The sequence below is a fragment of the Photorhabdus machadonis genome (assembly GCF_052657765.1).
This window is the reverse complement of sequence record NZ_CP199761.1, coordinates 769,130-783,464: the sequence shown is the minus strand read 5'-3', so window position 1 is coordinate 783,464 and position 14,335 is coordinate 769,130. Positions and strand designations below refer to the sequence as shown.

General features: G+C 42.7%; 11 protein-coding genes. 7 read left to right on the top strand and 4 right to left on the bottom strand.

Features of this window, described 5'->3' with window-relative positions:
- The first annotated feature begins 560 nt into the window (after positions 1 to 560).
- Positions 561 to 2,834, top strand: coding sequence for a zinc/cadmium/mercury/lead-transporting ATPase (locus ACUN2T_RS03675; RefSeq protein ID WP_445496304.1), 2,274 nt, complete (start codon positions 561 to 563; stop codon positions 2,832 to 2,834).
- A 189-nt stretch (positions 2,835 to 3,023) separates the two neighbouring features.
- On the opposite strand, the gene tusA is transcribed toward ACUN2T_RS03675, so the two are convergent.
- Positions 3,024 to 3,278, bottom strand: coding sequence for a sulfurtransferase TusA (gene tusA, locus ACUN2T_RS03670; RefSeq protein ID WP_021324325.1), 255 nt, complete (start codon positions 3,276 to 3,278; stop codon positions 3,024 to 3,026).
- Positions 3,279 to 3,463: 185 nt separating this feature from the next.
- Here tusA and ACUN2T_RS03665 point away from each other — a divergent pair, with 185 nt between their 5' ends.
- The 4 genes from ACUN2T_RS03665 (at position 3,464) to glpQ (ending at position 8,480) form a co-directional block, all read left to right on the top strand.
- Positions 3,464 to 4,138 carry a 7-cyano-7-deazaguanine/7-aminomethyl-7-deazaguanine transporter gene (locus ACUN2T_RS03665; RefSeq protein WP_445496303.1) on the top strand — a complete coding sequence of 225 codons (675 nt, stop codon included), beginning with the start codon at positions 3,464 to 3,466 and terminating at the stop codon, positions 4,136 to 4,138.
- Between the two features lie 248 nt (positions 4,139 to 4,386).
- Positions 4,387 to 5,487, top strand: a complete 1,101-nt coding sequence (locus ACUN2T_RS03660; protein ID WP_445496302.1) for a glycerol dehydrogenase — start codon at positions 4,387 to 4,389, stop codon at positions 5,485 to 5,487.
- A gap of 380 nt (positions 5,488 to 5,867) precedes the next feature.
- Positions 5,868 to 7,220 carry a glycerol-3-phosphate transporter gene (glpT, locus tag ACUN2T_RS03655; RefSeq protein WP_445496300.1) on the top strand — a complete coding sequence of 451 codons (1,353 nt, stop codon included), beginning with the start codon at positions 5,868 to 5,870 and terminating at the stop codon, positions 7,218 to 7,220.
- Between the two features lie 183 nt (positions 7,221 to 7,403).
- A complete protein-coding gene (gene glpQ, locus ACUN2T_RS03650) occupies positions 7,404 to 8,480 on the top strand; it encodes a glycerophosphodiester phosphodiesterase (protein ID WP_445496299.1) in 1,077 nt (358 codons plus the stop codon).
- Positions 8,481 to 8,517: 37 nt separating this feature from the next.
- On the opposite strand, the gene epmA is transcribed toward glpQ, so the two are convergent.
- The 3 genes from epmA to ACUN2T_RS03635 form a co-directional block, all read right to left on the bottom strand.
- Positions 8,518 to 9,495 carry an elongation factor P--(R)-beta-lysine ligase gene (epmA, locus tag ACUN2T_RS03645; RefSeq protein ID WP_445496298.1) on the bottom strand — a complete coding sequence of 326 codons (978 nt, stop codon included), beginning with the start codon at positions 9,493 to 9,495 and terminating at the stop codon, positions 8,518 to 8,520.
- 243 nt (positions 9,496 to 9,738) lie between these two features.
- The gene (locus ACUN2T_RS03640; protein WP_445496297.1) at positions 9,739 to 9,936 is read right to left on the bottom strand and encodes a hypothetical protein; all 198 of its coding nucleotides are present in this window, start codon (positions 9,934 to 9,936) and stop codon (positions 9,739 to 9,741) included.
- A 291-nt stretch (positions 9,937 to 10,227) separates the two neighbouring features.
- Entirely contained in the window at positions 10,228 to 10,641 is a 414-nt protein-coding gene (locus ACUN2T_RS03635) for a fascin domain-containing protein (protein ID WP_445496296.1), read from the bottom strand.
- Positions 10,642 to 11,814: 1,173 nt separating this feature from the next.
- Between ACUN2T_RS03635 and frdA the strand changes: the two genes are divergently transcribed.
- Positions 11,815 to 13,605 carry a fumarate reductase (quinol) flavoprotein subunit gene (frdA, locus tag ACUN2T_RS03630; RefSeq protein ID WP_445496295.1) on the top strand — a complete coding sequence of 597 codons (1,791 nt, stop codon included), beginning with the start codon at positions 11,815 to 11,817 and terminating at the stop codon, positions 13,603 to 13,605.
- Complete coding sequence (locus ACUN2T_RS03625) at positions 13,598 to 14,332, top strand: succinate dehydrogenase/fumarate reductase iron-sulfur subunit (RefSeq protein ID WP_445496293.1); 735 nt, start codon at positions 13,598 to 13,600, stop codon at positions 14,330 to 14,332. Before frdA ends, ACUN2T_RS03625 begins: the two co-directional genes overlap by 8 nt.
- Positions 14,333 to 14,335: the final 3 nt, after the last annotated feature.

Here is a 14,335-nt window from a genome sequence, read left to right as displayed (position 1 = left end):
TTTAGGTATTTCTTGTGTTTCTATTTTTATTTTACGAGAGTGAATTCCAATTCTTCTATTCTTGCTAAGTATTTCACCATACCCACCCAATCAATTCAAATGGCGTATCGGCAGACACAATGAAAAGGTCAGATTTTTCTATAACCATAAACAGCCCTCGATTTTATATGTTGGTACTATACCTTAGGAATAATCTTCCACGGCATAAGATATAATAATTATTGATATATAATTAGCTAGAAGCGGTGCTAATCATTTTGCCCCTCCCAAAATAAGGATGCTAATTAATTTCATTAAAAAACTCACAGAAATTTATTTATTCACACAATAAAAAATAAGTCGGCGGATTCGACTAATAACTGCACTTACCTTTCTCAACACCAAGATACACTCACCAAAGAACTTTGCATCATGAAACCGATCTTGCAGATGAAAATCAGTATCAACACTCAGTCGCACCATTTACCAACTTATTTTCTCTTTTTTGTTTGACTCTGGAGTGGGCTCCAAAGTGTAGAGTTCAGTCATTATCGTTGAGTTGACTCTGCTAAGGGGAGCCCATGCACTCAAACAAAAATAACACTCACCAACATAGCCACCAGCATGGAAGCTGTTGTGGTTCTACTGCCTACACAGATCAGGCAAAAACCGTTAGTGAGCATTCACATAATCACGAACATGGTGAAGCCTGTTCACATGAACACAGCCATTCTCACAATACACAAGAGACACAAGCGCCTGAGCTTTTAGCAAACCAGCGTTTTAGTTGGATTGTTAATGGCATGGATTGCCCAAGCTGTGCGCGCAAAATTGAAACGGCAGTCAGTAAAATTCCAGAAGTGAAGCAAGCCAAAGTGCTATTTGCAACTGAAAAACTGGTCGTGGATGCCGATACAGATATACGTTCGGCCGTTATCCAAGCCGTTAATCAGGCTGGATTTGACCTACACAACCCAGATTCAAATCAGAAGGTGCCAAAAAGCCGTCGCTGGAAAGAATTTGCACCGATCATCATTCTTTCACTTATGATGCTGACAAGCTGGGGAATCTCTAATGTTAACGCTCCACTTGGCCGCATTGCTTTTATTATCACCACCGTAATTGGATTGGTGCCTATTGCCAGCAAAGCGTGGCGGCTAATACGGTCAGGCACACCATTCGCTATTGAAACACTGATGAGCGTTGCAGCAATCGGTGCGCTATTTATTGATGCCACCGCCGAAGCGGCAATGGTTCTGCTGCTGTTTATGCTTGGTGAAATGCTGGAATCCTACGCCGCTGGCCGTGCACGTCGGGGGGTAAGTGCATTGATGGCATTGGTCCCGGAAGAAGCGCTGTTGGTAAAAAATGGTGAGAAAAAAACTGTCCCGGTCGCAGATCTACGCCCCGGAGATATTATTGAGGTTGCACCAGGTGGACGTTTACCGACTGATGCTGAATTACTCAGTTCATTCGCCAGCTTTGATGAAAGTGCTCTGACCGGTGAATCCATTCCTGTTGAACGAATGCTGGGTGAAAAAGTCCCGGCGGGTTGTTTGTCTGTGGATCGTTCAGCACAGATGAAAGTGCTGTCCGAACAGGGTAACAACGCCATTGACCGCATCCTGCAAATGATTGAAGAAGCAGAAGAACGCCGCGCACCGATTGAGCGCTTTATTGATCGTTTCAGCCGGATTTACACGCCGCTAATTATGCTATTCTCTGCATTGGTTATTATCATTCCACCCACTGTATTCAGCCAGCCATGGGAAACCTGGATTTACCGTGGCCTGACTTTGCTACTGATTGGTTGCCCTTGTGCTCTGGTGATTTCCACACCAGCCGCAATCACCTCAGCACTTGCAGCTGCAACCCGCCGGGGTGCACTGATTAAAGGTGGTGCAGCACTGGAGCAACTGGGCCGAATCACAACCATCGCCTTTGATAAGACAGGTACACTGACAGCCGGTAAACCACGAGTCACTGATGTACAACCAGTAGAAAATATCAACGAATCTCAGCTATTAGCTCTGGCCTCCGCAGTAGAAAGTGGCTCCCATCACCCACTGGCCAAAGCTATCCTGCAACATACGGAAAGGAAAAGCATTAATGTCACTGAAGCTGATCATCGAAAGGCGCTCGCTGGTATTGGTGTTGAAGGTCAGTTAGACGGCAAACGCATTCTAGTCAGTGCGCCCGGAAAACTGCCAGAAAGCGCGTTATCCGATCATTGGAAACAGAAAATTGCTCAATTAGAAGATCACGGTAAAACCGTTGTTGCCGTGATGCATGATGGGCAATTTACCGGCCTTATCGCTATGCAGGATACATTGCGTCAGGATGCAATAGATGCCATTCGTTTACTGCAAGATCAGGGTATAAAATCAGTAATGCTAACAGGTGATAACCCGCGTGCTGCGGCCGCAATTGCGGGTCAGTTAGGAATAGATTTCCGCGCTGGATTAATGCCGGAAGATAAAGTCAAAGCTGTTATGACGCTGAACAAAGATCACAGCACAATGATGGTCGGTGACGGCATTAATGACGCACCTGCAATGAAAGCTTCCAGTATCGGTGTGGCAATGGGAAGTGGTACTGATGTTGCGCTGGAAACCGCAGATGCAGCATTGACTCACAACCGTCTGACCGGTTTGTCGGAAATAATCGCCCTTTCTCGCGCCACTCACAATAATATCCGTCAGAACATTGCTATTGCACTGGGGCTAAAAGGGATCCTCCTTGTCACCAGTCTGTTAGGTATTACTGGCCTGTGGATGGCAGTACTGGCGGACTCTGGCGCTACCGCCCTTGTGACTGCAAACGCGGTCAGGCTACTGAGAATTAAGGTGAAATGACAAAAACTGTTTAGCTATTACCGCCAGTGATCACTGTAATACCAATTGAGGATATGGGTCGTATTCCAAAAGGTCGACCCATATCAATATCCCGTCATGAGGCCTAATCCCTCAAGAGCGCATTTGTTTTGGTGTTGTCTATACGATCCACACAATAGAAATCCCCTTTTACATCATCTATAGGTATGTTCAGAGTTGACTCTCTTTTTTCCGCACCAGATAGCGATAAGGTGTCTGTTCCGTTTCTTGCGCAACAAGCTGATGCTCCATAAAACGGCAGAAACCGGGAATATCACGCGTGGTTGCCGGATCATCAGCAAGAATTAATAACATCTGCCCTGCTTCCATATGACGTACGGTTTTCCGTACCATCATCACAGGTTCAGGACAACGAAGTCCTTGTGTATCAAGAGTCTTATCTGGATTGGCAAAAACATCTGGCATAACTATCTCTGTAATTTCAGGCAATTTATGACGGTGGATTATATTATAAAAACGCTATCAAAAATTAACTTTACAGGCAGACATTTTGATTTTTCAGGCAACAGACGTATCATACGAAGCGCCGCCAGCTAAAGCGGCAGCTATTTCATTGGGTTCCCTCACCCCATTATCCAAAAAGGTACAATATGCTTTTATTAACTACAACTACGCGGCAGCGAACGACTGCTTTGATTTGGCTTTCGTTATTCCATATCCTGATTATCATCTCCAGTAATTATCTGGTGCAATTACCTGTCTCTATTTTTGGTTTTCATACCACCTGGGGAGCTTTTACTTTCCCATTTATCTTTCTTACAACAGATTTGACTGTCCGTATCTACGGCGCACCACTGGCAAGGCAAATCATTACTACTGTTATGATCCCTGCACTACTGATCACTTATATTATTTCAACTCTCTTCTTCCAGGGAATATGGCAAAAGTTTACAGCGCTGTCTGAATTCAATCTATTTGTTGCCCGTATCGCTTGTGCCAGCTTTATGGCCTATTCACTTGGGCAAATACTGGATGTATACGTCTTTAACCGCTTGCGCCAAAAACGTAACTGGTGGATCGCGCCCGCCGTCGCGATGTTCTTTGGCAATCTGCTTGATACTCTGGCCTTCTTCTTTATCGCTTTCTACCGCAGTACCGATGCCTTCATGGCCGCTAACTGGGTCGAGATTGGGTTAGTGGATTACTGTTTTAAGCTATTAATATGCTTGATCTTTTTTCTACCAGCTTACGGCATTTCACTGAATCTGATCCTGAAATATTTTTTCGCTTACCCGGCTGGCAATGCTCATATCCAGGTTCGCTGATTATCATCTGCCCGGCAGATACCGGGCACAGATCAAAAAAATGCATATTTCCCGCGATAAAACGGGTATAACAACTTTATTTATCCATAATCAACCACTACTTTTTATCATACGGTGTTAGTCTGTTAAGTCATTAAGTACTTTTTTCATCCGAAGCCAATTTCCTGGTCTGTCACATTCTGCTCCCTGTTTGTCAGGAAGATTTATACGGCAAACAGACATTGAGTTTCCACAAAAGGAGTATTTTTATGCTGAAAATTATTCAATCCCCAGCCAAATATATTCAGGGGCCTGATGCCCTGCTCCATATTGGTAAATACACAAAAACTATCGCCGACCATGTTTTTGTTATTATCGGTAACTCTGCTATGAAATTAGTGGGAGATACTGTCCATAGCAGCCTGGAAGAATCTGATGTTACCAGCCATTTTGAAGTGTTTGGCGGTGAATGTAGCCGTAATGAAATTCAGCGCCTGTCTGACATGCTTAAAAAGCACGAATGCCAAGCGGTTATTGGTATCGGTGGAGGAAAAGTACAAGATACCGCAAAAGTAGTTGCTCACGAATCCAAATTACCTATTCTGATTGCACCAACTATCGCCTCTACTAACGCTCCAACCAGTGCGCTCTCTGTTGTTTATACTGATGACGGCGAATATGAGGATTATCTGTTTTTCCCAACCAACCCAGATATTGTACTGATTGATACCTGTGTTATTGCTAAAGCCCCAACCCGCTTCCTGATTGCCGGAATTGGCGACGCACTGGCAACTTACTTCGAAGCACGCGTCTGTCATGCGGGTCATAAGCCTAGAATGACCGGTGGTGGAATATCCCGCACCGCAATGGCGCTTTCCCATTTCTGTTACGACACTTTATTGGAAGAAGGTTATAAAGCAAAACTGGCTGTTGAGGCAGGAGTCAGTACACCAGCGGTGGAAAATGTTATCGAAGCCATTACTTATTTGAGTGGCCTGGGCTTTGAAAATACAGGTGTAGCTGCCGCTCATTCCATACACAACGGCTTTACCGTATTGGAAGAATGCCACCATATGTATCACGGCGAAAAAGTCGCTTTCGGGGTATTGGTTCAGCTAGTGCTGGAAAATAGCACAAATGAAGAACTGGATACTTTACTTGATTTCTGCGTGCAGGTCGGGCTACCGATTACATTAGATCAGCTTGGCGTAAAAGATGGTGAAAAGCTGAAAGAGAAAGTGATGGCAGTGGCGGAAGCCAGTTGTGCTGAAGGCGAAACTATTCACAATCTGCCTTTTGAAGTGACACCGGAAAAAGTGTATGCCGCTATTCTTACTGCTGATCGGATGGGGCGCGACTGGCTGTATTAAACCAGAAAAGAGCGGGGAAACGTCCCGCTCTTATTTTTTCTAAATAGAATATGTACAAAAACTGGGTTTTTTGTTTGATAAAGAACAAAAACGAACCAGAAACGCTCACCAAAAATTAAGTAAAGCTCGTTATTGTGACGATAGTCACAATTTCATTGGTAAAGTACGTTTTAAAAAGTTAGCAAATCACTCAAAATCACCACTAGGGCAAAACGATTTTAACAACTGAGTCTTGTCTCACAGATAGGTTGGGTTATTTCGACTATCATAATTTTCGTTATGGAAAATAATCACTTACAAAACCTCTCACTTTCCCATCCGGTGGCATTTGTCAACCGGTGAGTTGTTCACATAACCAAAAAAGCCATCGGAGGCAAAATATGTTAAGTATTTTCAAGCCGGCGCTTCATAAGCCCCGGCTGCCAACAGAACAGATAGATCCACTCTATCGCCGCCTACGCTGGCAAATTTTTATGGGGATTTTCCTTGGTTATGCCGCTTACTATTTAGTAAGGAAGAACTTTGCACTCGCAATGCCTTATCTAATTGAACAAGGTTTTTCCAAAGGTGAGCTTGGTTTAGCGCTATCAGGGATCTCTATCGCATACGGCTTCTCCAAATTCATCATGGGTTCCATATCCGACCGTTCTAACCCGCGGGTCTTTTTACCCGCCGGTCTGATTCTCGCTGCGGCTGTCATGCTATTTATGGGTTTCGTACCTTGGGCAACTTCCAGTATCTCGGTTATGTTTGTGCTGCTGTTCATGTGTGGTTGGTTCCAAGGTATGGGTTGGCCTCCCTGCGGCCGTACTATGGTGCACTGGTGGTCACAAAAAGAACGTGGCGGGATCGTCTCCGTCTGGAACTGTGCGCATAATGTCGGTGGTGGTTTACCTCCATTGTTATTCCTGCTGGGCATGGCGTGGTTTAATGACTGGAAAGCCGCCCTTTATATGCCAGCTTTCGCCGCAATTCTCGTTGCACTGATCGCTTTTGCCTTAATGCGTGACACACCACAATCCTGTGGCTTGCCATCAATTGAAGAACATAAAAACGACTATCCGTCTGATTATACAGAGAAAAACGAAGAAGAATTAACAGCCAAGCAGATCTTCATGCAGTATGTATTACCGAACAAACTCCTGTGGATGGTCGCTATGGCTAACGTGTTCGTTTATCTGCTGCGTTACGGTGTTCTTGATTGGTCACCAACCTATCTGCGTGAGGTCAAGCATTTCGCACTGGATAAATCTTCATGGGCTTACTTCCTGTACGAATATGCCGGTATCCCAGGTACATTACTGTGTGGCTGGATGTCAGACAAAGTATTTAAAGGTAACCGTGGTGCAACAGGCGTATTCTTTATGACATTAGTCACTATCGCCACCGTCGTATTCTGGATGAATCCAGCCGGTAATCCAACGGTAGATATGACTTGTATGTTGATTATCGGCTTCCTTATCTACGGCCCAGTTATGCTGACAGGTCTACACGCTCTTGAGCTGGTGCCGAAGAAAGCGGCTGGTACAGCCGCTGGCTTCACTGGCTTATTCGGCTACTTAGGTGGCTCCGTTGCGGCAAGTGCTATCGTCGGCTACACCGTTGACTTCTTCGGCTGGGACACCGGTTTTATGGTGATGATTGGCGGTAGTATCCTGGCCGTTATTCTATTACTGATTGTCATGATCACAGAAAACAAACATAAACAGGAATTGGCCCGTCAGTATGGCTAATCATTATCACTAAACTGTGATATACCACTGATAATATCAATTAAGCCGCGGCATTATTTATGTTGCGGCTTTTTTCAATGTTTAAACTAAGAGATTATACCAATAGGCGTTATTCATATAACAAGACAAACAGCTTGATAGGATTGATTTTTATCTCATCGCTAAAACGGAGAAAAAACACATATGCAAACTCCAATCAAAACAATGGTAGTGGGCATTATCTTAGCATCATCTATGTCGAGCATCGCGCAGACAACAGATAAGATTGTTATCGCCCATCGCGGCGCAAGCGGATATTTGCCTGAACACACCCTGCCAGCTAAAGCTATGGCTTATGCCGAAGGTGCCGATTATCTGGAACAAGACTTGGTTATGACTAAAGATAACGAGCTGGTGGTATTACATGATCATTACCTTGATCGTGTGACTGACGTTGCGGATAAGTTTCCTGACCGAGCCCGTCAGGACGGACGCTACTATGCCATCGACTTTACCTTGCCTGAAATCAAGTCACTAAAATTCACGGAAGGTTTCGATATTAAAAATGACAGACAGGAACAGAACTTCTCTGGCCGTTTCCCAATGTGGAAATCTGATTTCCGTATCCACACTTTTCAGGAAGAAATTGAGTTTGTTCAAGGGTTGAATAAATCAACGGGTAAAAATATCGGCATCTACCCTGAAATCAAAGCCCCGTGGTTCCATCAGCAAGAAGGCAAAGATATTTCCACTCAAGTGCTGACGGTGTTGAAAGAATATGGTTACACCAAGAAAAGCGATAAAATTTATCTGCAATGTTTTGATGCCAACGAACTCAAACGCATTAAAAACGAGCTGGAACCTAAACTGGGCATAGATTTGAAACTGATTCAACTTATCGCCTATACCAACTGGAATGAAACCTATGAAAAGCATCCAAACGGCAAATGGGTAAATTACAGCTACGATTGGATGTTCAAACCGGGTGCAATGAAAGAAGTGGCACAGTATGCCGATGGCATTGGCCCTGATTACCATATGATTGTGGCGGAAGATTCCACACCAACCAATATTAAGTTAACCGGTATGGTGAAAGATGCCCACACTAATAATATGGAAGTCCATCCATACACCATTCGGGTTGATGCACTGCCTAAATATGCCACCAACAGCGATCAACTTTTCGATATTATTTATAACCAAGCGGGTGTAGACGGCGTATTTACCGATTTTCCTGATTTGGGTGTGAAGTTTCTACAAAAAAAACATCAACATAAGTGAGATACAAACAGGGCGCCTTAATCAGCGCCCTGTTGTTTTATGCCTTGTTTACCGAAAAGGCAATGACATCACTGAGCCTTTCTCCACCTAAAGCCAGCATCACCAAACGATCAACACCAAGTGCTACACCTGCACATTCAGGTATCCCCTGTTTCAGAGCACTAATCAAGTTTTCATCAATCGGCCGGACAGGTAAACTCAGTTCTGCACGTTTACGGTTATCCTGTTCAAAACGCTGGCGTTGTTCATCACCATCAGTCAGTTCACGGAAACCATTTGCCAGCTCAACACCTTTGAAATAGACTTCAAAGCGCTCTGCAACCCGATGATCTTCTTTACTGATTTCCGCCAGAGAAGCTTGAGACGCGGGAAAATGGTAGATAAAAGTTGGCTTTTCAGTACCAATATGCGGTTCAACACCGACAGCAAACAAAAGTTGCAACAAAATATCCCGATCTTCCTCTGTATCAGCAATATTGCTCAGATCCAGTTTAGCAGCGACTTCACGCAATTTTTCTTTCTCTGCGGACAACGGGTCAACATCCAGATAACGCAGAAAAGCCTGCTGATAAGAGAGTGACTCTGCACTTTCACAGTCCAAAATCTGCTGAAGTAAGTCATCAACCTCATTTATCAGACGATACATATCATAGTGAGGCCGATACCATTCCAGCATGGTAAATTCAGGATTATGATAACGACCCGCTTCTTCGTTACGGAAGCAGCGGCTGATCTGATAAATAGGGCCACTTCCTGCCGCCAGCAGGCGTTTCATGTGAAATTCCGCACTTGTCATCAGATATAGAGTCATGCCATCTGCGGCGCCTGGACCAACAAACTCTGTCTGAAAAGAAAACAATTGAATATCAGTCACTGTAGACTGCCCCATCGCAGGTGTTTCAACTTCCAGTACCCCGCGTTCTGCGAAAAAGCGCCGTATTTCCGCTAAAATAGCCGCCCGTTTCAACAAGTTGGCGATAGGTGCACTTGGCTGCCAGTTTGCTGTTTCGCTCATGTAAATGACTCCAAAATAAAACAAAACATGCAGTCTACCTGCATCACACATATCAGACAAATTATTACCGCCTGATCATCCCGGAACAACTTAGCTTGTCTTGCATCAAGGCTAATCGCAGATTTACTACTGCCGAATATATTATTATTCGCTATCTGCCAAAATATTACTGTCAAATAAATACTAAAGTTGTGGTCGATTTTGCTTAATCACGACAAAACCAATGCCAGCCAAAATCACTATTTACTCGAACAATGTTATCAATTTAAATTGACAAAAAACGTCTATATCGGTCTTGTCCGGCTTAATATAATTAAGACCACTGATGTTAATCTGACTCAGATATTTTCCATTATCTGCCTGCAATGCGATAGTGTGCTCTGATAATGCCATCATACCCTCCAGTTTCAACATATTTAATTTCTTAAATGAATTATTCATAGAATATCATTTAAACACTATCTCTACTCTCTATGCCTGTAAAAATAAAATACATTTATTGAATACACAAGATTATCATTACATAATAGAATATACGTTCCCTGACTTTGAATTATTGCACTTATTAGTCGAATCCGCCATTCATTTTCATATTTAAATTAGAGCAATAAGACACTATAAAATCAAAATAAGTCATTTAATATGATTAATTATGGTATTATAAATAACATTAATAAATAGTGGCCAGATTTATCTGACCACAACAAAGCCAATGTCAGAAAAAATCACTGTTTATCCGATGAGTGTTGTCACTTTAAATAGGCAACAGTCATCTATATCATCCTTCTCCGGCTTAATATAGTTAATACCGTCCAGACAAACCCTACTTAGGTATTTTTCATTATCTGCACGCAGAGCTACCACATTTAATCCGACATCTTCCACTGTAAAAATAGAAAAAACATCAATACTTGGTTTCTCTGCTTCAATAAAATCACCATCAATTTGATTGATCCGACTCAAATAAAGCTCACTGTCCGCACGAAGTGCTATCGTATTGGAACTAAGTTGTATTACAGTATATCTAGAAAAAACATCAATAGCAGATTTCTCAGCCTGGATATAATTAACGCCTCCTTGAGTGACTCTCCCTAAATAAAGCCCATTATCTGCCTGTAACGCGATAGTAATATTTAGAAATCCCATAATATTCTCCTGTTTAGATATATTTAATTTCTTAAATTGATTACGTTACATTACTTATAGAATATCATTTAAAAACTGTATTTATTCACTGCTTCTGTAAAAACCCCCTTTTTAAATATATACGATTAACATCATCATTAAATAATAAAATATATTTTTCTTTTTACTAAAAATGATAGATATGATTATTTTTTTATTTTACGATAATTTATCAAATAATTATAATAAATTATTGCATTTAAATTAAAAAATAAGACACTATAAACAATGTAAAATAATTCGACATAATTAAATATAAAATTATTTATGACACCAAGAACACATCATAAGCAATTACTTCAAAATGGTAAATTTATTTTATCTACATATTAACCCATTAACATTATTATTTAATAAAACAATATAAGATAGAGATTATCATCTGCTTTCAATGCAATAATGATATTCTAAAATTCCATGAAAACCTCCTATTTAAATATATTTTCACCTCTTAAGTTAAATAAGTTAAATAAGTTAAATCATGAAAAACCATTTAAATACCACTTATACTTATACCTATAAAAACAAAACGCCTTTACTAAATACATGTCATTAAAATCAAATAAAAAATATACAACACACCTATTTTTAATGACATAATTATTTTACATTCAATTATAACATTCACAAAAAGACAGAGGTTTTTTTATATTTAAGTTAAAAACAACCATAGAAAAAAATTATTTAAGATTATTAACTACAATATTATCAAAGACGAAAATCATCTGAATCTCACTGAACTTACACAATTTCTAATACCGAAAAAATATCAGATAAGTTAAATTCACACTACACAGCCTGAGTGTTCATCCCTACCATGACACACTATCATTTCCCCCAAAAGGTAATCTTGCTACCCAGATCGGGATGAACGAAAGAAAAGAATAACTAATTCCTGTCTCAGATCATGTTTTAGTGACTAAATCTGACAAAATACCCTTTCATATCAAATTTACCTCATTTGGAACCCGCTATACTTAACTCAATACAAATAGTCATAAATAACTTCCCTTAATCGTTAAAACGCCGGATTTTGCCTACAGAATTTCGCATATGAAAAATAACAACAACATTTAGGAAAGTTACGACGATTTTGTTTACTCATTAATTTCACTCAAACAATGGAGAAGCACAGTGCAAATCTTTAATGCCGATCTCGCGATTATCGGAGCCGGAGGCGCGGGCCTACGAGCCGCAATTGCCGCCGCTGAGGCTAATCCTCAGATGAAGATTGCTCTGATCTCAAAAGTTTACCCAATGCGTAGCCACACTGTGGCAGCGGAAGGTGGATCAGCCGCAGTCACCCAAACCCACGACTCCTATGACTTCCATTTCAACGACACGGTATCCGGTGGTGACTGGTTATGTGAGCAAGATGTTGTTGAATATTTCGTCGAACATTGCCCGACAGAGATGATCCAACTAGAGCAGTGGGGCTGTCCGTGGAGCCGTAAAGAAGATGGTTCCGTCAACGTGCGTCGTTTTGGTGGTATGAAGATAGAGCGTACTTGGTTCGCTGCGGATAAAACTGGCTTCCACATGCTGCATACGCTATTCCAAACCTCCCTTAAGTATCCTCAAATTCAACGCTTTGATGAGCATTTTGTTCTCGATATTCTGGTAGATGAAGGACAAGCGCGTGGCCTGGTGGCGCTGAATATGATGGAAGGTACCAAAATTCAGATCAGGGCTAATGCCGTTATTATGGCAACCGGTGGCGCAGGTCGCGTATACCGTTACAATACCAACGGCGGTATCGTGACCGGTGATGGTATGGGCATAGCATTCCGTCACGGCGTACCACTGCGTGATATGGAGTTCGTTCAATATCATCCAACCGGCCTGCCAGGTTCCGGTATCCTGATGACCGAAGGGTGTCGTGGTGAAGGTGGGATTCTGGTCAACAAAAACGGTTATCGCTATTTACAAGATTATGGCCTCGGCCCTGAAACCCCACTGGGCAAACCTGAAAACAAATATATGGAACTGGGTCCCCGTGACAAAGTTTCTCAGGCTTTTTGGCATGAATCGCGTGCCGGTCGTACCATTTCCACTCAGCGTGGCGACGTGGTTTATCTGGATCTGCGCCATCTGGGCGAGAAGAAATTACTTGAGCGTCTGCCCTTTATCTGTGAACTGGCAAAAGCGTATGTAGGTGTTGACCCGGTTAAAGAGCCCATTCCGGTCCGCCCTACCGCACACTACACTATGGGTGGTATTGAAACTGACCAGAAATGTGAAACCCGCATTAAAGGTCTGTTCGCTGTCGGTGAATGTTCCTCTGTTGGTCTGCATGGTGCAAACCGTCTTGGATCCAATTCGCTGGCTGAACTGGTGGTCTTTGGCCGTCTGGCTGGTGAAGAAGCGGTTAAACATGTTCAGCAAGCCAAACCTGTCAATGACCGCGCACTGGATGCCCAGACAAATGATGTAGCCACGCGTTTGAATCACTTGCTCAAACAGGAAGGAACGGAAAGTTGGTCGAAGATCCGTGATGAAATGGGTATCTCTATGGAGGAAGGCTGCGGTATTTACCGTACCCCTGAACTCATGCAGAAAACGGTTGATAAGATTGCTGAGCTGAAAGATCGCTTCAAACATGTGAAGATCACTGATAACACTAGTGTTTTCAATACTGATCTGCTGTACACCATTGAGCTTGGCTTTGGTCTGGATGTGGCCGAATGTATGATTCACTCTGCGATAAACCGTAAAGAGTCCCGTGGCGCACATCAACGTCTGGATACAGGTTGTACCGAACGCGATGATGAAAATTTCCTGAAACATACGCTGGCTTTCTATCACTCTGAAAGTGCACCTCGTCTGGAATACAGTGACGTAAAAATTACCCAGTCCACTCCAGCAAAACGCGTATACGGCGGCGAAGCCGCAGCACAAGAAACAAAGGAGCAGGTGAATGGTTGATATGAAAACGCTAGGAATGGAGGTTATGCGTTACAACCCGGAAAATGACACTGAACCTCATTTTATAACCTATGAGGTTCCTTACGATGAGCAAACTTCGTTGCTTGATGCGTTAGGCTACATTAAAGACAATCTGGCCCCCGACCTCTCTTACCGCTGGTCCTGCCGGATGGCTATCTGTGGTTCTTGCGGCATGATGGTTAACCATGTGCCGAAACTGGCCTGTAAAACCTTCCTGCGTGATTATTCACCCGGTATGAAAGTTGAAGCGCTGGCTAACTTTCCTATTGAACGTGACCTAGTAGTGAATATGACTCACTTTATTGAAAGTCTGGAAGCTATCAAACCATACATTATCGGGAATGACCGTAAACCTTCTGAAAGTCCGAACATGCAGACTCCGGCACAGATGGCCAAATATCATCAGTTTTCCGGTTGTATCAACTGTGGCCTTTGCTACGCCGCTTGCCCTCAGTTCGGTTTGAACCCCGAGTTTATCGGACCGGCAGCAATTACTCTGGCTCATCGTTACAATCTTGACAATCGTGACCACGGTAAGAAAGAACGTATGCCACAACTTAACAGTCAGAATGGGGTATGGAGCTGTACTTTCGTCGGCTATTGTTCTGAAGTCTGCCCAAAACATGTCGATCCGGCTGCCGCTATTCAACAAGGCAAGATCGAAAGTGCAAAAGACTTCATGATCGCCATGCTGAAACCACAATAAGGG